This is a genomic window from Paenibacillus hamazuiensis (assembly GCF_023276405.1).
Taxonomy (GTDB): Bacteria; Bacillota; Bacilli; order Paenibacillales; family NBRC-103111; genus Paenibacillus_AF; species Paenibacillus_AF hamazuiensis.
This window is the reverse complement of sequence record NZ_JALRMO010000001.1, coordinates 2,350,576-2,369,696: the sequence shown is the minus strand read 5'-3', so window position 1 is coordinate 2,369,696 and position 19,121 is coordinate 2,350,576. Positions and strand designations below refer to the sequence as shown.

Below are 19,121 nucleotides of genomic sequence, written 5' to 3'. Positions count from 1 at the left end.
TCTAAAGTAACAAAGGGATGCCCAAAATTTGCCGGAATCAAATGATGTGTTCCACCGTACACCTGAGTAATACCTTTAATAAACATACTGCTACCGCCCTCTGAAAGGAGCCCCTCTATATGAAACGAAAAATTCCGATACAGGAGTATGTATTGCTTCTCAGAAGCTATCTTACGGCCCAATGGAAAAACATGCTGTGGCTTATGGTTTTACTCCTCGCCGGAATCGGAATGCAGCTCGTCAATCCGCAAATTATCCGTTATTTCATCGATACGGCGAAAGCGCAAAGCGATACGAACCTGCTCATCTATGCGGCCGCGCTATTTATTGGTGTCTCCCTATTGCACCAGGGCGTCACCGTACTTGCCACCTATATCGGAGAGAACATCGGATGGATTGCAACCAACAAGCTTCGCGGCGATGTTGCCTCCCACGTCCTCAGGCTCGACATGTCATTCCATAAATCAAATACGTCCGGAGCGATTATCGAAAAGGTTGACGGTGATATCAACAATTTGGCGAACTTCTTTTCCAACTTTGCGGTATCGCTGCTCAGCAATTTGCTGCTCGTGGCCGGCATTCTCGTGCTGATGTTCCGCGAAGATTGGATTATCGGCGCGGGGATGCTGCTATTCGTCGTATTTGCGATGTTTGCAATCCAGTACATCCGCCAATTTGCGGTCCCCCATTGGGGGAGGCTGCGCCAAATGAGCAGCGATTTTTACGGCTTTTTGGGCGAACATCTGGAAGGAACCGAGGATACGCGCGCCAATGGCGCTACGGGTTTCGTCATGCACCGTTTTCATCTTATGCTGCGAAAATGGCTGCCGCTGCGCATTCGCGCGTTTTTCGGCTGGGCGTCGATGTGGATCGTCACCTTGGTCGTATTTACGATCGGCAACGCAATCGCTTTCGCTTTGACCGCTTATTTATGGAAGAAAGGCACGATCACGCTGGGCACCGTCTACATGGTGTTTTATTATACCGAACTAATGGCAAAGCCGATAGAGAAAATCCGTACGCAAATGGAAGATTTGCAAAAAGCAGATGCAAGCATCATCCGGATTCGCGAGCTTTTGCAAACCGAATCGGCGATTAAGGACGGTCCCGGGACTCCCCTTCCCCCCGGCGCGTTGTCGGTCCGTTTCGATCGGGTCACCTTCGGCTATGAAGCGGACTCTACGACGCTGCAGGAAATCGACTTCGAGCTGCAGCGAGGAAAGGTGCTCGGTCTGCTCGGACGAACCGGCAGCGGCAAGACTACGCTGGCGCGGCTGCTGCTCCGCTTCTACGACCCGCAGCAGGGACGCATCCTGCTCGGGGGCACCGACATCCGTGAAGCGAAGCTTGCGGATCTGCGCGGCAAAGTCGGACTTGTCACGCAAAACATCGAGCTGTTTCAGGGCACACTGCGTGACAACCTGACGTTTTTCGATGAAAGCGTGCCGGATAACTTCATCGTGCAGGTGCTGGAGGAGCTCGGCATGGGCCGCTGGCTCGGCTCTTTGCCGCTCGGACTGGACACGCCGCTCGAATCCGGAGGCGGCGGCTTGTCCGCCGGAGAGGCGCAGCTGATCTCGTTTGCCCGCGTGTTTCTCGCTGATCCCGGCCTAGTCATATTGGACGAAGCGTCGTCAAGGCTGGACCCGGCTACCGAGCAAAAGATCGAATCGGCTACAGCCAAGCTGCTGAAAGACCGGACCTGCATCATCATCGCTCACAGGCTGGCCACGATTCAAAAGGCCGATCACATCCTTATTCTCGATAACGGCCGAATCGCCGAGTTCGGAGAACGGGCCCGTCTGGCCGCAGATCCGGGCTCGCGATACAGCCGCACGCTGGAAATCGGCCTGGAGGAGATGCTCGCATGACCATTAAGAAACGTTCCTTTCGGAGAAAGGAGGCAGATCGCCGATGAGCACGTTTACATTTTTAATCCGGATGATCTCTTATCGTCCCTTGTTATATTGGCTGAACGCCACGGCTTGGTCGCTTATTTATCTTGCCCCCATTTTGCCGGGGCTCGTAACCAAGCGCTTTTTCGATACATTGTCGGGCGATGCCCCTGCGACCCTTAGCGTCTGGACGCTCATTGCGCTGCTGCTCGCTTCCGCTCTCGTCCGCGTTGTGCTGATCATTTTCGGCTTTCTGACGGATGTGAACTTTCGGCAAAGGATTGGCGGACTGCTTCGCCGCAACTTGCTCAGCCATGTTTTGAAAAAGCCCGGCGCGCGGGCGATTCCGGGGTCCCCCGGCGAAGCGATCAGCAGCTTCCGCGACGACGTCGATCAAGCGGAGGAAACGGTCAGCTGGTCCGTTGACTCGTTCGGCATGACGGTGTTTGCCGTCGTTTCGTTCTTCATCCTAATCCGCATTCACGCGGGACTGACCGTTTGGGTGTTCGTTCCGCTCGTCGTCGTCGTGACCGTCGCCCAACTGGCCACCGCCCTGCTGCAAAAATACCGCGCCGCCAGCCGCAAAGCGACGGCGCAGGTGACCGGGGCGATCAGCGAAATGTTCAGCGCAGTCCAGTCGATCCAGGTCGCCGGCGCAGAAGATCGCGTCATCTCCCGGTTCCGCAGCCTCAACGACAACCGGCGCCAGGCGATGCTGAAGGATGCGCTGCTGACGCAAATGCTGGACTCGGTGTTCTCCAATACGGTGAATATCGGCACCGGGCTCATTTTGCTGCTCGCCGCCCACGCGATGCGTGACGGCAGTTTTACGGTGGGCGACTTCGCGCTTTTTGTCTATTATTTAAACTTCGTCACCCAATTTATCCAAAATTTCGGGAAATTTTTAACCTACTATAAGCAGTGTCAAGTTTCCAAAGAGCGATTGATCACTCTGCTGCAGGGGGACGATCCACACAAGCTGCTCGAGCCTCACCCGCTCTATCTGCGCGGCGATATTCCGCCGCCCGAAAAGTTCCAGCCGGGAGCGGATGCTCTGCCCGCACAGGCCGATGCTCAGCCGCTGTCGCTGCTGGAAGCAAGCGGGCTCACGTACAGGTACCCGGAAACGGGCCGCGGCATCGAAGACATTCGTTTGCGGATAACGCCCGGCTCGTTCACGGTGATCACCGGCCGCATCGGGTCGGGTAAGACGACGCTCGTGCGCGCACTGCTGGGCCTGCTGCCGAAGGACAGCGGCGAGATCCTTTGGAACGGCGGGCCGGTCGCCGACCCCGGCACCTTCTTCACGCCGCCGCGGAGCGCTTATACGCCGCAAATTCCCCGGCTGTACAGCGACACGCTGCGCGAAAACATTTTGCTCGGGCTAGAGGCCCCGCCCGAGCGACTTGACGCCGCGGTCCGCTCCGCAGTGCTGGAGGCGGACCTGGCGCAGCTGCCGCACGGCCTCGAAACCGTAATCGGGCCGCGCGGCGTCAAGCTGTCGGGCGGCCAGGCGCAGCGCACGGCCGCCGCTCGGATGTTCGTACGGGACGCGCAGATGCTCGTCTTCGACGATTTGTCCAGCGCGCTCGACGTCGATACCGAGCGCAAGCTGTGGGAGCGGCTCGCGGAGCAGCGCAGCGCGGCCTGCGTCGTTGTGTCGCACCGCAAGGCGGCGTTTACGCGGGCGGATCACATCGTCGTGCTGAAGGACGGCCGCATCGAAGCGGAAGGCACGCTGGACGAATTGCTCGCGTCAAGCGAAGAGATGCGCCGCCTGTGGCACCGTGAAGCCGATTGAGCCGACTGATCGGCAAACGGCTCCCTCCCCCAGCTATCCTGCAGAAAGCGAAAGCGGCAACGTATGCCTTACCGCACGCGTTGCCGCATCGCTGTTCACGCTCTACCCTTCTGCCTCACTCCGTCCGGATCATCGATTTCTTGCTGTTTGCTATTGACTGGCATACAAGTATACGAAATACTAGAAGTAAACGATTTGCATGGAGGGATTGCTTTGCTTCAACCGAACGCTTCCAGAAAAACATTATCCGAGCTCGCTTACGAGCATTTGCGCGAAGCGATCATCCATTTGCGGCTGGAGCCCGGCCAAATGGTGTATGAAGCGGAAATTTCCGAAGGGCTCGGCATGAGCCGGACGCCGATTCGCGAAGCGTTCCGCATGCTGCTCACCGAGGAGCTGATCGAAGTGCTGCCGCAGCGGGGCGGCCGTATTTCGCTCATTTCCGAGCAAAAGGTCGAGGAGGCCCGCTTCGTCCGACACAGCCTCGAGTCAAGCGCCATGCGCAAAGCGGCCGGCAGCTGGAATCCGGATGACAGCCGTCACGCCGAGCTGCTCCGGCAAATCCGCGTTACCATCGCCGAGCAAAAGCAGGCAACCCGCGATGGGGATATGATCGCTTTTCTTCAGGCGGACGAGCGGTTTCACCGATTGCTGCTCAGCTTATCCGGCAATGCGACGCTCATATCCGTCGTCTCCAGTATGCGCGGCCATCTGAACCGGCTCCGCCTGCTCTCGCTGAGTGAATTAAACGACGGCGAGCGGCTGATTGCCGAACACGAATCGCTGATTCGCGCGGTGACAAGCCGAGACGAACAAGCCGCGGAAGAAGCGCTGGAGCACCATCTGGGCAAGCTGAACGAAGAGCTGCCTGTGATCAAAGCGAAATACGGACATTATTTTCGTCCCTGAGCTCTGAGCCCGGAACCCGTCCGGGTCGACCTGCTGCGGTTCAGCCCGCTTCCCGGGCATCGTCGGCAGCTTTGCTGCCGCGGTTTCCGTAGTCGCGGATTTTTACGCGAACCTGAATGTCGACCGGCATAGCGCTGAAGCTCGTCTCCCAGTTTTCCTTCATATCTTTCCAAAGCTTGGGCGAATGAATGCTCAATTTTTTGCCGAACCCGACGACGTCCACGTTGAACTCTTTTTGGGTTTTATGAATTGCCGCTTCGGTCAGCTGTTTAATCGTTTCCTCGGTCGCCTTTTCCGACTGCTTGATAAAATGATTGTCGAACGCATTTCCGGGTATGCGCCAATCCTCGCGGAGTTTTCCTTCCGATTCGATCGATAAGGTAAATGAGATTTGATCTCCGCTGACAACCGGAACGATGCTGCTGCGGACTTTGCGAAACTCATAGACGAAAGGCTTCCCGCCCTCTTGCCCCGGAACTTTGACGATCCCCGAGTTTTTCTTGTTTTCCTCCAGTATGAAACCGAGCCCCTCCGTCTCTTTTTCCGATAACGAACCGATCATTTTACCTGTGTCTCCTTTAATGACGGCCGCTCCGGTTATTCTAGCCCCCACGTTCGGGACCATTTCGGTTTCTTGAACGATAAAACTTGTCTTCGAAGTCAGTTTGGCCGACAATTCGCCCAAAATCATTCTCGGCGCCATATCAGCCGAGCGGATGGCCGTATCCGCAAGCTCTGAAAGCTTTAACGCAGGAATGGGTTCGAGCGGAGCCGCCTCTTTAAACATGTCGCTTGCTTTTCCTTTGGATATTATCACCTTGGTCGATCTTCGCGCTTCCGGATTTCGCAGCAAGAAATCGATCATGTTTTTTAGATCGACGGTACGGGCAAGCTCTTCGCTGATCACGATGATTTTCAAATGCTCGTAGGTCGGATACCGCACGCTTCCCTTGGTTAATGTCCGAACGTTATCGAAGACCAGATCGCCGACGCTGTGGACGTTGGCAAAATTGCCCGTCTTCACGGCTCCTTTCTCCGAGGAAGCTTTGGGCAGGGCGAAACAGTGCAGCGAAGCGATCTGCTTGTCTTTCTTGTCGAAGCCTACGCCGAGAACGATGCCGAGCTCCTCGATTTCTTTGCGGTCCCAGCAGCCCGTTAACACAAGCAGTGCGGCAAAGGCGATTGCGGCCAGCCATCGTTTACCCTTTTGCAATGCCGATCCTCCTGATCTTGGCCATGATTAAACAAACGAGCGGAACAAGCCCACCGGGCAATATATCGAAATAACCGATCGATGCGCCTAATTTCATGACGACATTCAGATTTTCGGGAAAAATGGAGACCATGTAAACAAGCGGCAGCAAACCAAGCAAAAAAACGCGGTAATCTTTCTTGAACAGACTGCTCATGCCTTGACAGGCCAAATAATAGTTCGGAACGAAGGATGTGTAATTGGCGATCACCCACATAACGGAAATCAATGCCTCGAAACGATCGAAGAAACCGCCGGGGATATCGATCGTTTTGGCCAAGGACATCAAGGGCCACGTGATAGATTTGGATTCTTCGAATGTCATCGCCCCATAGGTAACGAAGACAACAAGCGCATATAAGGGAATGACCGCCAAAACCCCTATCGTGACGGCTTTCATTGCTTGTTTCGGATCCTTCATAAAAGCGGCGATTACAAGCATGACCTCAAAACCGGTGAAGGAAAGACAAGTGCTCTTAAGACCTTTGATCACAGGTAAAATGCCGTCTCCCAAAATCGGACGTATGTTGTCCAGCCTGAAATCGTTCAGCGCCAGGAAAAGCGTTAATAATAACGAGATCACAAGAACCGGGAAAAACAGCTCGCACAGCCGGGCGATCGGACGAATTCCCCCATCCGCCAAATAAACGCCTATCCATAAGAAGACAAGCATAATTACTTCGATCGGAGTGTTGTCCAGCAAATAAAAACGGATAAGCTCCCCCATCGCGCGTATTTGCCAAGCGGCGATCAGAAAAAAATAAAGGATGAGCAGAAACCCGAGTATTTTCCCAATAGGCTTGCCCCAAATTTGCAGACTGTATTGGAAAAACGTCTGTCCCGGGAAGCGCTGGCTAAGACGCCCTACGACATAGCAAGCGAGCAAAGTAATCAGCCCACCGAGAATGACGGAAATCCAGGCATCCGGCGTTCCGGATGCTTTGCCGGCATCCCGGGGCAGCGTGGTCACTCCCGCGCCGATAATGGTGTTAATGACGATCATCATCGCTTGCACGGATGTAATGGTGTTTTGGACGGATCCGTTCATCCTCGGGGCTCCTTTTGCTTGTGTTGTTTCAAAAACGGCAGAGGCAGGCGGACGAACAAATCCTTCCAGCCTCTTAATCGGTAAGGTCCTATCGGCGAGGTGTACGGAACACCGAAGCTTTGCAGCTTAACGGCGTGAACCGTAATGATAATGACAAATAAAATAATCCCGTAGATGCCGAAGATCCCGGCGGACATCATGGAGAAAAAACGAAGGGTCCGGATCGTAAGTCCCATTTCGTATTGCGCTATGGCAAAGGAACACATCGCCGTCAGCGAGACGACGATAACCATGATCGGACTGACGATGCCCGCTTGAACGGCGGCCTGGCCTATGACCAAACCGCCGACGATGCCGACGGCTTGGCCGATCGGTTTGGGAAGCCGGATGCCGGCCTCCCGGAGTATTTCTATCGTCATTTCCATCATCAGCGCTTCGATCAGCGAAGGAAAAGGAACTCCTTCCCTGCCCGAGGCTATGGAAATCGCCAGCTTCGTCGGAATAAGCCCATGATTATAGGAAATCATCGCGATATAGATGGAAGGCAGGAAAAGCGCCATAAACACTGCCAAGTAACGCAGCAGCCGAATGAGCGACCCCGCAAGCCAGCGGTCGTAATAATCGTCCGGCGCCGTGACGAACGTTTGAAACGTAACCGGGACGATAAGCGCTTTGGGCGAGCCGTCCGTCAATATGGCGACGCGGCCCTCCAATAAGGCGCTCGCCGCGCGATCGGGGCGTTCTGTGCTTTGAACCTGCGGAAAAAAGGACAAGTAATTGTCTTCGATCATCTGCTCGATATAACCCGATTCCAAAACGTCATCGATATCCATCGCTTCGATGCGCCTTCTAACTTCGTCTACGAGCTGATTTTCGCATAAATCTTTGATATAAATAACCGCTACGTTCGTTTGCGATCGGCGGCCCGTTTTGTAAGGAATAATCGTGAGGTTCGGGTCTTTGATTCGCCGGCGAAGCAAAGGTATGTTTTGATGCAAAATTTCCACAAAACCTTCATGGGGCCCGCGTATAACCGCTTCGGTAACCGGTTCGTCTATCGATCGTCCATTCGGTTTGGAAGTATTCAGGACCATCATGTCGTTTGCTCCGTCGATAAGAAGAACGCAATTTCCGGATAAAATCTCTGAAATACAAGCATCTAACCGAGTCTCCATCTTCAAATGGCCAAGCGAAATAACCGTTTTCATAAAATATTCCTTAAGCGGATCCAGAAGCGGCAAACCGGATTCGGGGTCGGCCATCACCTTTTCGGCCTGCATCAGCGGCTTGATCACTTGTTCCTGAATGGCAGCCATATCGACCAACCCATCTATGTAAACGATAGCGGCATTCCTGCTGCCCTTCTCAAGCAAAAAGGACCGGAAAACGACATCGGGGTTATGCCCGATCGCTTCGTTCAGTATGTGCAGTTTATCTCCGAGTACGCCGGTAACCGATTTGGCCTCATCGTTCCCGGAGCTTTCGGATTGTGTCCCGGAACCGCCGTCTTTTAAATCGGAGCCTCTTCCCTTCTTTCCCCACGTCATTCTGTAGGCCAACAGCAGCCGGAACATACGGGAAAGCCCCCATGGCACGAGAAAAGCAACCAAACCGCCTATCCAAACCCGCTCGTTTGATAAAAAGTCCAGAAGCTGTTGAACCATCCCGCCATATTCCGTCCTTCCCTGCCCGTTGTACATTTATCATTACCACAAAAATCTATTTTATGAACTTGCTTCCGATCAAAGGATAAATTCGTTTATTATGCGGAACCCTGAGGGAAAATCAGTTTCGAAGGAAGAGGCTGTCCAAGAATGAAGAAAATATTGCTCACCGGGACAGGCGGTACGATCGCATCCGTTCAGGGACCCGAAGGATTGACGCCGGTGCTCGGTCCCGACGATATCATCCGATATTTGCCGAAGGCAACGATGGGGCACTACAATATCCACTGCCTTCCTCTCATGCAGCTGGATAGCGTCAACATTCAACCGAGGCATTGGCAAGTGCTGGCCGAAACGATCCGTGAACATTACGAGTCGTATGACGGCTTCGTCATCACCCACGGAACCGACACGATGGCTTATACATCGGCGGCGCTAACCTACATGCTTCAAGGAATCGGCAAACCGGTCGTACTTACCGGCTCGCAGATTCCGATTCGCTTCGACGGAACTGACGCCATTCGCAACGCTACGGACGCTCTGCGTTTCGCAAGCGAGCCGGTCAGCGGGGTTTATGTGGTTTTTAACGGCAAAGCCATTCTTGGAACAAGAGCGGTTAAGCTTCGTTCTAAAAGCCTCAATGCCTTTGAGAGCGTTAACCATCCTTATATCGCCGCCGTTGAAAACGGGGTCGTCCACTATTTGTCTGCAGTTAATCCCGGACATCATGAGCAGTGGAAGTTGGACGTCGGTTTTTGTACGGGTGTATTTCTTCTGAAGTTATTTCCGGGGTTGGGCCCTCAAATTTTTGATTTGATCCGGCATCGCTATAAAGGGGTCGTTATTGAAAGCTTCGGAAACGGCGGCGTTCCGTCGCGGAGCCATCCGGACCTCATCAAACCGCTGGCGGAGCTTCTCGATGATGGGGTGGCCATAGTACTGACGACACAATGTCTGGAGGAAGGCCAAGATTGGAATTTGTATGAAACGGGAAAAAGGCTCGACAAGAAACGCTTGATCGACGGCGGGGATATGATTACGGAGGCTCTTGTTGCCAAGCTGATGTGGGCCTTGGGGAAAACGGATAATTTGTACGAGGTAAAAAAGTTGGTGGAGACGCCGATTGCCGGCGACAGGAGCGGCGGAACTTTCCGGTTCTAGCCGGAAAATCCGGTTGTTCTCCGCTGAGCGGCACAACGGGTTCTCGATGGCTGGTCCTACCTGAGATCCGTTTCTCTTTTCTTTAAACCGATATAGTGCTCTCCCACGGCGATCATTTGTTCGAGAACGGGCTGCAAGCTCTTGCCGAATTCGGTTATGCTGTACTCTACTTTCGGGGGAACGGAAGGGTACACCTTTCGCTCAACAATTCCGCTTTCCTCCAGCTCCCTTAACTGTACAGTCAAAACATGCCTGGATACTTGTGGAATCAAGCGATTCAGTTCGCCGAATCGCCGTGTTCCTTGAAATAATTCAAATAAAATACGCGGTTTCCACTTTCCGCCGAGCATCTGCAAACCTACTTCAACCGGGCAGCCGTACATTCCATCTTGATAGGGCATATCCATCTCCATGCAGCCCGACGGAAGTTGGCGGTATATCGTTGATCACCCGTTCGGAGCGGATCGTTTAGACCGTCTGGCAATTTTGCCGGAAAAAGCTCAAAAAGCCCACTCATAGGAATAGTGGCCAAGCATTGTTCATACGCTTTTACAGATTCCCCTCATTCATAAAACGAATGGAGTGTGGTCTGTGATGAAAGCGTTAAAAGCTAAGGTTTCCGCATTTGCCATCTGCTCTTCATTGATGCTGCTGGCAGCAGCGGGTGAAGCCGCAGCCGCTTCAGCCGAAACGTCGAACGCTTCTTCGGCCAGCGTGTCAACCGGCAAAGCTGCCCCCATCGCAACGATTTCGATTCCGCAAACCAATGTGAACGGAGTGAATGTGCCCGGTATTTACGTGGTGACGAAAGATTCGAAGGTTGCGTTTATTCCCGGAATCGGATTGGTCGTAGTCGATAAAAGCATTCCTCTGCCTAGCGGAGCTTATTATGTAAAAAATGACCGCTAGTCCATACGTGAACAAAGTCCCTCATTTCCTGGCAAAAAGCCCGCCTGTCGCGGCTCCGACTCGACTTACAGCCGAATCGCCGCAGTTGGCGGGCTTTTTTTGCATTATGGTTTATTTTACAATCTTCTCCTGTTTCTTGTTCCCCGGGATCGGAGCCGGTTCCACGCTTTGGTCGTTCGCCGTCAGATCGATGCCGTAATCTTTGGCGAACACCATATGGGTATCGACCAAAACGTCCGGAGCCTTTTCATCGAGCAGGAACACCCTGGCGCCGCGAAGCCGGTTTCGATCGGCGCCGGGCAAACCGTAAGTGCCGAAACCCGCGCTTCCGGCATAGCCGAGCAGCACGCCGTAATAATTGCCATGATATGTATTGACATGATCATGACCGCAGAAGACTCCCTTGACATCGCCCCGGGCAAGAATCGCCGAGAACATACCGCTGTTGATCGGACCGGGGCACTCGTCTTCGTTCCGCTCCCCGACGATCCGGTGTTTTGCGAGAGCTCTCGCGTGATCCTCCTCCGACCTTCCGTCCACGCTGGCAAACCACATGAATCGGTGCTCCCAAAGCGGAATATGAATGAACATGAGCGACGGCACTTTAAACCCAAACTTCTCCTCCAGCTTCTTGGAGGTTTCGTAATACCACGCCACTTGATCGAACCGAAGCCAGTCCCAAATCGGGTATCCTTCAAAGTCTTGACCGGCTATTTCATTCGGCGCGTACCTTCCGCTGTCGAGCAGCCATACGTTAAAAGCCGGTTTGGACCCTTTGGAGGCCCGGATCAGCAAATGACCGTTCCCTGTTCCGGTAATTCCCCGTTCTCCGGGAGGGTTCACGTTAAACTTGTACGCCATATAAAATTTGAGCATGTCCGCTTCGTCCAGCCCGCCGCTCGGAGTCGAATCTTCATCGTGATTGCCGAACGTGACGGCCCACTTGATGCCGCGTTTTTCCATCGGCTGAGCGATGTTGTTCATCGCCTGCTTCATTTCCGCCGCCGTATCGCAGCCGCCGGTGATGTTGTCGCCGTTAAGGACGACGAGATCCGGTTTTTCGGCATCGAGCACCTTCTCCATCAGCTCCACGGTTCTTCGGTCGATATGCTCGTCATCCTGCATGTCGTTAAACTGAACGATTTTGAACTTTCCGTCGGCGTTGAACTGCAGCTTCCCATTGTCGCCGGCAGCAGCCTGTACCGTGCCGCCGCCGATCCATTCCCCGGGTATGCCGGCCGTTCCGAGCGTAAGGGCCAGCGCCCCGGCCCCGCCCGCTTTAATGAATTCCCTCCTGCTCATACTTTTACTGGCTTCGTCACGGCTCATCGAACCTATACCTCCTGCCATTTCATGGAATCGGAACATTCTCAATCTACCGAATATTTGTAAGACGGAGATTAGCCCGATTTAAAAGTTAAGTAAAATCAAGATCGCAATAAACGCCTTTCCTTTTATAGTTAGCCGTTTCGCCGGTTATAAGCCGCCGCTAACATATAAAGGAAAGGCGTTTTTTCAACGTGCATGTTTGCCTAAGGAAATTCCGCCGATAAGGATACGTGCGCAAATCACTCGGGCATGTCGCCCGTATATACCGACTGCGGCCGGAAGATGCGGTTGTTCTCCGCTTGCTCCAAAGCGTGAGCGGTCCAGCCGACAACGCGGGCAACCGTAAATGTCGGCGTAAACAGCTCGGCCGGCAAACCGATCGAGCGCATCACGGCCGCCGCATAAAACTCCACGTTCGTATAAAGCCTGCGCCCCGGCTTGTATTCCTCCAGCAGCCGGATGCCGGTTTGCTCGACGTGCAGCGCCAGATCGAGCCACGGATCCTGGCCGTTCAATTCTGCGGCCACAGCTTGCAGCGCTTCCGCGCGCGGGTCTCTCGTTCTGTAGATCCGATGGCCGAAGCCCATCAGCCTGCCGCCCTGCTCGAGTACGTTTCGCAGCCATGCTTCGGCACGATCCTTCGTGCCGATCTCCTCCAGCATCGCAGTCACCTCGGACGGCGCCCCGCCGTGCAGCGGCCCCTTCATCGTGCCGATTCCTCCGCATACGGCAGATACCAGATCGGACTGCGACGACAGAACAACCCGAGTGGCGAAGGTCGATGCATTCATGCCGTGCTCCATGCCGAGCACCAAATACGCATTTAAAGCTCTCACATGCGCTTCTTCGGGCTGCTTGCCCTTCAGCATGTACAAATAATTGGCCGTATGGCCGAGAGCCTCATCCGGGCCGGACCAAGGGGCTTTTGATAGTTTGGCATGCCGGTATGCGATGATCGTCGGCAGCTTCGCCGTCAGCGACATTGCCTGCTGCGTTGTCGGAGGCCACGCGAACTCGGGCTGGGCGAGCGCTGATACCGCCGTCAGCAGCACCGACATCATGGACATATCGTCCGGCAGCGCATCGATCAGGGTCAACACATGATCCGGCAGCTCGCGTAATGCCGCCATTTGGGCGGTAAAGCGCTGCAGCTCGTCTGCTTCCGGAAGCTTGCCGAACCAGAGCAAATAGGCAGCCTCTTCGAAGCTGCACCTGACAGCCAAATCTTTCGCCCAATAACCCCGGTATACGAGCTGCCCCTTCTCGCCGTCCACCAGACCGATCGCGGTTTCGGCGGCGACGACTCCTTCCAAACCGGTTACTTTTGCCATATGAAAAACCTCCCTCGAGAATTTCTGATTTGATTTCATCATAAACCCTCCGGATGATAATGTATATTTTTATGTTTTTATAGTATTGATAGTATTTATTTATTGGGACGCCACTCTTTTCGAAATCTAAATATTATGCGGATTGCAAGCAATTAAGTAATCGTATATATTAAATATGTAAATAATTTTCGAATCAATGCGTTAATTTGTGTAAATTATTTTCTTGACGAGGTGACCGAAAATTGTCCGCCATCCTCCAAACGATCCGCGAGCTTAGTGCCGGGATGAATCCCAAGGAGCAGGAAATCGCCGGATTTATCCTGGAGCACGCCGGCGACGTCGTCTCTATGTCGATCACCGAGCTGGCGGAAAAATCCGGAGGCAGCACGGCAACGGTTTCGCGGTTTTGCCGGATGCTGCATTTTAACGGGTTTGCCGAATTTAAAATGAAGCTCGCCGCCGAGCTCGCCCAACCCGATCCTCGGCAGTCGTATCAGGATATCGTCGCCGGAAATCCGTTATCCAGCATCATCTCGGCGATGGAAGCCAATCACCTTCGCTCGATTACCGATACGACGAGGCTGCTCGATGTAAAGCAGCTGCAAAAAGCGCTCGGTGCGCTGAAAAACGCCCGGCAAATCGATTTGTACGGCGTGGCGACCTCCAGCGTCGTGGCGATGGATTTTTACCAGAAGCTCGTTCGGATCGGACTGAGAGCCGTCACCTTCGCCGATCCGCACATGCAGATCACATCGGCATCCACGCTGACCCGGGAAGATGTCGCGATCGGCATCTCCTACTCCGGGGAAACGCCGGAAACGTGCGCCGCCCTGCGCTGCGCTGCGGAGAACGGGGCGACCACGATTTCGCTGACCAAATTCGGCGCAAGCACGCTGGCCGGCTTGTCCGATATCCAGCTGTTTACGTCGACGCTTGAGGAAGGCATGCGCCGCGGCGACATGGCCTCCCGCATCGCGCAGCTGCACGTGATCGACATTTTGTTCATGGGGCTGGTCAGCGAGCAGTTCGAGGTGCATGTCCCGCGACTCGAGAAGTCTTTTCAAATGGTGAAAAAATATGTCGGCAAAGGAGAGCTGTAAGCCGTGAACCTGCTTAAATTCGATTCCACGGAAAAATTAAACGAAGCCGGCGCAGGCATTATAACCGGCCTGATCCAAACGAACCGCCGCGCCGTGCTGGGGCTCGCCACAGGCGGAACGCCGGTAGGCATCTACGGGGAAGTGGTCGCTTCCTACCGCCGCGGGCTCGTCAGCTTCAAGGAAGTGACCACGTTTAATCTCGACGAATACGTCGGATTGCCCGAGGAGCATCCGGAGAGCTATCATTCCTATATGGAGCAGCACCTGCTTAGGCATATCGACCTGCCTCGGGAACAGGCCCACATCCCCAACGGCAACGCCGCCGATTTGCAGGAGGAATGCCGCCGTTACGACGCCCTGCTCGACAAAGCCGGGCAAATCGATCTGCAGCTGCTCGGCCTTGGACATAACGGTCACATCGGCTTTAACGAGCCGGATCATGCGCTGATCAGCGGCGCTCATGTCGTCACGCTGCGCGAAGAAACGCGCCAGGCGAACGCGCGGTTTTTCCCTTCGCTGGCCGATGTGCCGACGCAGGCGATCACGATGGGCGTGGGCACCATTTTGAAGGCGAAAATGATCCTGCTTGTCGTTCGCGGCGCAGACAAAGCGGAAATCGTGCATCGCGCGCTGACCGGCCCGATTACGACCGACTGTCCCGCCTCGCTGCTGCAAACGCACCCTCATCTCGTCGTGTTGCTCGATAACGAAGCCGGGAGGTTGTTCCCATGAGCTCCATATTAATCTTTAATGCCAAAGTCGTAACGCCTCAGGGTGTGAAGGAAAACGGCTGGATTTTATGGCGGGACGGCCGCATCGCGGACATAGGCTCGATGCCGGCGCCGGCTGCGCAAAGCTGCGAGAATTGGCCCGCCATGGAGAAAATCGATGCCCGCGGGGGCTGGGTGCTGCCGGGCTTCATCGACGTCCATGTGCATGGCGGCTATGGCTGCGACTTTATGGACGCGGACGCCGAGGGGCTTGACGCGATTACGCGTTTTCATGCAGCGCACGGCACGACCGCCATGCTGGCCACTACGGTGACTGCGCCGAAAAACGACATCGACGGCGTGCTGGAGCGCGTCCACCGTTACATGCAGGGTCCGATGCCTTACGCCCGGCTTGCGGGCGTGCACCTCGAAGGCCCGTTCATCAGCGCCAAATGGCCGGGCGCGCAAAACCCGGCCCACATCGTCCCGCCCCAGCCGGCCTGGCTGGAGGAGTGGGTTTCCGCGCATCCGGGCGTGATCCGGATGCAGACGCTCGCGCCGGAGACGGACGGCGCTCTGCCCTACATCGCCGCGCTGCGGCGGCACGGCATCGTCGCCGCGTGCGGCCACACCGACGCGCTTTATGCGCAGATCGAAGCGGCCGTGGAGCACGGGCTCAGCCACGCGGTGCATACGTTCAACGCGATGCGCGCGCTGCATCACCGCGAGCCGGGCACCGTCGGCGCGGTGTTGAGCGATGAGCGCATCGCCGCCGAGGTGATCGCCGACGGCCACCACGTGCATCCGGCGGCGATCCGCCTGCTCGTGCGCGCGAAAGGCGCGGACCGCGTCGTGCTGATCACCGACGCGATCTCCGCGGCCGGCCTTGGCGACGGCGACTACGAGCTCGGCGGCCTCGCCGTCGTCGTCAAAGGCGGCGTCGCGCGGCTCGCGGACGGCTCCAGCCTCGCCGGCAGCACGCTGACGATGATCGGCGCGCTGCGCTTCGCCGTGCGCGAGGTCGGCGTGCCGATCGAGGACGCCAGCCGGATGGCGAGCGGCAATCCCGCCCGCGCCATCGGTCTGTACGGCGAGACCGGCTCGCTCGAGCCCGGCAAGCTGGCGGACGTGCTGCTGCTGGACGCCGATTTGAACCTGCAGCGCGTCTGGGTTAGCGGCCGCGAAGTTGCTTTAAACATCGGCGGCTGACGGCCGCGCCGCCCGTTATGGCCGATGACGTTCGTCATTCCGGCTGCCTGCTTTATTGCAGCAAACGGAGCGTTAGAGGATATCGTTCTCCTCTGACGCTCCGTGTTTTATTCCGATGCCGCTGGAAACCCGGCAATCTATGGTATAATCGCCTTATCCGTTTTTTCGGCCTTATAAGAGTAAGGGGGATGGCAATGTCCGAACGAATCGTAATATTTTCAGGAGGAAATCTCGGCGAATGGGCGTTCGAATATGCCCGGTCCGGCGATATCCTTGTCGGAGTGGACCGCGGCGCCTGGTTTCTCGTTGGGCATGGCCGCGCGCCGGCGCTGGCGATCGGAGACTTCGATTCCGTTTCGCCGGACGAGCTGAGGCAGATCGAAAACGCAAGCGGGCAGTTTATTACGTGCGATCCGGTGTTCAAAGACTTGACCGATACGGAGATGGCGTTCGAATGGGCGCTTCGCCGACGTCCGGAGGAAATCGTCATGCTCGGAGTCCTCGGCACACGGTGGGACCATTCCCTTGCCAACGTCCATCTGCTGAGAAAGGCTGCAGACGCCGGAATATCCAGCTTCATCGCCGACGAGCATAACCGGATTGCCATGGTGAGCGGACCGGGCATTCATCGCGTCACGCGCAGCCGCTTTGCGCAGGTTTCCCTTCTTCCGCTAAGCCTGGAAGTTCGCGGCATTACACTGCGCGGTTTTCAATACCCGCTGGAACGTGCAGCACTCGCATTGGGCCAGTCGCTCGGCATCAGCAACGTGCTCGTCTCCGAATCCGGCTCGGTGGAAGTGGCGGAAGGACTTTTGCTTGTGATCGAAAGCATCGACTAGATCAGTTTCAGCTGCTCCTGTGCCTCTTCTGGATTTCGTGCATGCCGAGAATGACGGCGATCCACTCAAAGCTGTCGATTTCGCGGGAGCGGTTTTCAAGGCAAAATGCAGAAGCCTCAAAAAAGCCGTTCACCTTTGCAAAAGCCGCGACCATAACCCCGGTTTCATGGTGAATTTCGTATTCGCGGGAAAACGCAGGGGATGTAATTTCATAAAGTCCTCTTCCAAACGCATCGTATTCATATTTTTTATTAAAAAAAGACAGTCTATGCCTAAGCTGACCGAGCTCTTCCCCCTCCTCCCCCGTCACCAGCCACCTGCCGGACATAAACGGAAATTTCCCGCCGAATAGCGGCTTGCCGTTTCGGTCATATATATCGAGAGTGGAACCGAACGCGCTGCGCAAATCAACCTCTCCTACCCGTTCATTTCTTTCGTTTAAAATGTCCGTCTGACCGGCATTAAAAAAGTTATCGCGAAAATATAACTTCATCACGGCCACGCTCCTTTCTGCATTTCAGACGAAATGAAGCCATAAAAAGTTACCTTCGGCAAGCGTCATAAATGTTGCATAACGGTTCGAATGGAGGTACGATAGGTTTTGTAAGAATTTGTTGAAAAATGTTGATTTGTTGGAGATGAATATGAAAAAAACGGGCCGTATCGCCGGTGTGATGTTTACTTCGATCGTCGGTGTATGCTTTTTCTTATATTATTACTTTATCATTAAAAGCGCCTGGGAAGGGCAACTTCTGGGGGCCGTCGCCTGCAGCGTCGTCGCCTGGTGGCTTGGCGGTTATTACGACAAAGCCCGGTATTACGCAAGCGAACTGGAATCGAGAACGAAGGAACTGGAGCGCAGCCGCGAAGAGCTGCAAAATTATTTTGACAGCAGCAACATCATGATATGGGAATACTCGATTTCGACCAAAGCGTTTAACATGTCGTCGGGGGCCAAAGAGACTATCGGCATCTCTTCCGACGTACTGCTTGATCCGACGGAATGGGCCGATACGGATCTGTTCCATAAGGATGACAAAGAAGCCGTCCGCAGTTTTGTAAACGATTTTTTGTCCGGTAAACCGGCCAAGCTGCAGCACCGCATTTTGCCCCCGGACCGCGATGAGGTCCTATGGGTCGAATCGATCGCCAATCCGATATTCCGGGGCGGCGTTTTCACTAAAGTGATCGGTTCCTTAACCGATATTACGGAAGAAAAAGCGGCGGAGGAAATGCTGCGGCGCTCGGACAAACTTCATGTCATCGGCGAACTTGCGTCCGGAATCGCACATGAAATCCGCAATCCGCTCACGACCATCCGCGGATTTATGCAGCTGATCAAGCCGAAGCTCGAGCAGCAGCATTACATCGACATCGTTTTGGAAGAAATCGACCGGATCAATCAAATCGTCAGCGAGCTGCTGGTGCTCGCCAAGCCTTATGCAGCTCATTTTCGCAACAAAAACATCATCGACCTGATCCGCGATACCGTGTCGTTTATGCAGCCCCAGCTCATCCTGCATTCCGTGCAGCTCGATATTCAGGTTCAGCCCGGGGAAGGGTCGCCGATTGTTTACTGCGAGGAAAACCAGTTAAAGCAAGTGTTTATCAATATTATTAAAAATGCCATTGAAGCGATGCCCGGAGGCGGAGACATCTCGATTTTGATCCAAAGAACGGGCTCCTATATTTCAATTCAGGTGAAGGATCAAGGCTGCGGGATTGAAAACGAACGGCTCAGCCAAATCGGTCTTCCTTTCCACACGACGAAAGAAAGCGGCACCGGGCTCGGGCTCATGGTCAGCAATAAAATTTTGCAAAACCATAACGGCTCAATTGCGATAGCAAGCGAGGTCGGCAAAGGGACGACGATTCGCATATTGCTTCCTGCCGTAGAAAACGTCTTTAATGAATAAGCACCGCAAAAAAAGGCCGCCCTTCATACTCGTTCAATCGCGAGCACA

At 54.8% G+C, this 19,121-nt stretch carries 17 protein-coding genes; 10 read left to right on the top strand and 7 right to left on the bottom strand.

What is annotated here, in order from left to right:
• Nucleotides 1-119 precede the first annotated feature (119 nt).
• The 3 genes from MYS68_RS10440 to MYS68_RS10430 all read left to right on the top strand — a co-directional run bounded on the left by MYS68_RS10440 (nucleotide 120) and on the right by MYS68_RS10430 (nucleotide 4,605).
• Nucleotides 120-1,871: an ABC transporter ATP-binding protein gene (locus MYS68_RS10440; RefSeq protein WP_248925785.1), complete on the top strand. Its 1,752-nt coding sequence runs from the start codon at nucleotides 120-122 to the stop codon at nucleotides 1,869-1,871.
• A gap of 43 nt (nucleotides 1,872-1,914) precedes the next feature.
• The gene (locus tag MYS68_RS10435; RefSeq protein WP_248925784.1) at nucleotides 1,915-3,696 is read left to right on the top strand and encodes an ABC transporter ATP-binding protein; all 1,782 of its coding nucleotides are present in this window, start codon (nucleotides 1,915-1,917) and stop codon (nucleotides 3,694-3,696) included.
• Nucleotides 3,697-3,909: 213 nt separating this feature from the next.
• Nucleotides 3,910-4,605: a GntR family transcriptional regulator gene (locus MYS68_RS10430; RefSeq protein ID WP_248925783.1), complete on the top strand. Its 696-nt coding sequence runs from the start codon at nucleotides 3,910-3,912 to the stop codon at nucleotides 4,603-4,605.
• A 40-nt stretch (nucleotides 4,606-4,645) separates the two neighbouring features.
• Here MYS68_RS10430 and MYS68_RS10425 read toward each other — a convergent pair whose 3' ends face one another.
• From MYS68_RS10425 to MYS68_RS10415, 3 genes are read right to left on the bottom strand one after another with little or no spacing between them, the layout of a single operon-like run.
• A complete protein-coding gene (locus MYS68_RS10425) occupies nucleotides 4,646-5,818 on the bottom strand; it encodes a Ger(x)C family spore germination protein (protein WP_248925782.1) in 1,173 nt (390 codons plus the stop codon).
• Complete coding sequence (locus tag MYS68_RS10420; RefSeq protein ID WP_248925781.1) at nucleotides 5,805-6,905, bottom strand: GerAB/ArcD/ProY family transporter; 1,101 nt, start codon at nucleotides 6,903-6,905, stop codon at nucleotides 5,805-5,807. Before MYS68_RS10420 ends, MYS68_RS10425 begins: the two co-directional genes overlap by 14 nt.
• Entirely contained in the window at nucleotides 6,902-8,452 is a 1,551-nt protein-coding gene (locus MYS68_RS10415; protein WP_420852212.1) for a spore germination protein, read from the bottom strand. Before MYS68_RS10415 ends, MYS68_RS10420 begins: the two co-directional genes overlap by 4 nt.
• A gap of 267 nt (nucleotides 8,453-8,719) precedes the next feature.
• Between MYS68_RS10415 and MYS68_RS10410 the strand changes: the two genes are divergently transcribed.
• Nucleotides 8,720-9,730 carry an asparaginase gene (locus tag MYS68_RS10410; RefSeq protein ID WP_248925779.1) on the top strand — a complete coding sequence of 337 codons (1,011 nt, stop codon included), beginning with the start codon at nucleotides 8,720-8,722 and terminating at the stop codon, nucleotides 9,728-9,730.
• Between the two features lie 56 nt (nucleotides 9,731-9,786).
• On the opposite strand, the gene MYS68_RS10405 is transcribed toward MYS68_RS10410, so the two are convergent.
• Nucleotides 9,787-10,131, bottom strand: coding sequence for a winged helix-turn-helix transcriptional regulator (locus MYS68_RS10405; RefSeq protein ID WP_248930868.1), 345 nt, complete (start codon nucleotides 10,129-10,131; stop codon nucleotides 9,787-9,789).
• 193 nt (nucleotides 10,132-10,324) lie between these two features.
• On the opposite strand from MYS68_RS10405, the gene MYS68_RS10400 reads away from it, so the two are divergent.
• Nucleotides 10,325-10,639: a hypothetical protein gene (locus MYS68_RS10400; protein WP_248925778.1), complete on the top strand. Its 315-nt coding sequence runs from the start codon at nucleotides 10,325-10,327 to the stop codon at nucleotides 10,637-10,639.
• Nucleotides 10,640-10,750: 111 nt separating this feature from the next.
• Here the strand turns inward: MYS68_RS10400 and MYS68_RS10395 are convergent, their stop codons facing one another.
• Both MYS68_RS10395 and MYS68_RS10390 read right to left on the bottom strand, forming a co-directional pair.
• A complete protein-coding gene (locus tag MYS68_RS10395) occupies nucleotides 10,751-11,968 on the bottom strand; it encodes a metallophosphoesterase (protein ID WP_248925777.1) in 1,218 nt (405 codons plus the stop codon).
• Between the two features lie 239 nt (nucleotides 11,969-12,207).
• Entirely contained in the window at nucleotides 12,208-13,299 is a 1,092-nt protein-coding gene (locus tag MYS68_RS10390; protein WP_248925776.1) for a citrate synthase/methylcitrate synthase, read from the bottom strand.
• A gap of 242 nt (nucleotides 13,300-13,541) precedes the next feature.
• On the opposite strand from MYS68_RS10390, the gene MYS68_RS10385 reads away from it, so the two are divergent.
• The 4 genes from MYS68_RS10385 to MYS68_RS10370 all read left to right on the top strand — a co-directional run bounded on the left by MYS68_RS10385 (nucleotide 13,542) and on the right by MYS68_RS10370 (nucleotide 17,157).
• Nucleotides 13,542-14,399, top strand: coding sequence for a MurR/RpiR family transcriptional regulator (locus MYS68_RS10385; RefSeq protein ID WP_248925775.1), 858 nt, complete (start codon nucleotides 13,542-13,544; stop codon nucleotides 14,397-14,399).
• 3 nt (nucleotides 14,400-14,402) lie between these two features.
• Entirely contained in the window at nucleotides 14,403-15,131 is a 729-nt protein-coding gene (gene nagB / locus MYS68_RS10380; RefSeq protein ID WP_248925774.1) for a glucosamine-6-phosphate deaminase, read from the top strand.
• On the top strand, nucleotides 15,128-16,318 hold the full coding sequence (gene nagA, locus MYS68_RS10375; protein WP_248925773.1) for an N-acetylglucosamine-6-phosphate deacetylase: 1,191 nt from the start codon (nucleotides 15,128-15,130) through the stop codon (nucleotides 16,316-16,318). The genes nagB and nagA overlap by 4 nt, the downstream gene beginning before the upstream one ends.
• Nucleotides 16,319-16,512: 194 nt before the next feature.
• On the top strand, nucleotides 16,513-17,157 hold the full coding sequence (locus tag MYS68_RS10370) for a thiamine diphosphokinase (RefSeq protein WP_420852107.1): 645 nt from the start codon (nucleotides 16,513-16,515) through the stop codon (nucleotides 17,155-17,157).
• A 7-nt stretch (nucleotides 17,158-17,164) separates the two neighbouring features.
• Here MYS68_RS10370 and MYS68_RS10365 read toward each other — a convergent pair whose 3' ends face one another.
• A complete protein-coding gene (locus MYS68_RS10365; protein ID WP_248925771.1) occupies nucleotides 17,165-17,650 on the bottom strand; it encodes an LURP-one-related family protein in 486 nt (161 codons plus the stop codon).
• Between the two features lie 151 nt (nucleotides 17,651-17,801).
• On the opposite strand from MYS68_RS10365, the gene MYS68_RS10360 reads away from it, so the two are divergent.
• On the top strand, nucleotides 17,802-19,073 hold the full coding sequence (locus MYS68_RS10360) for a PAS domain-containing sensor histidine kinase (protein ID WP_248925770.1): 1,272 nt from the start codon (nucleotides 17,802-17,804) through the stop codon (nucleotides 19,071-19,073).
• Nucleotides 19,074-19,121: the final 48 nt, after the last annotated feature.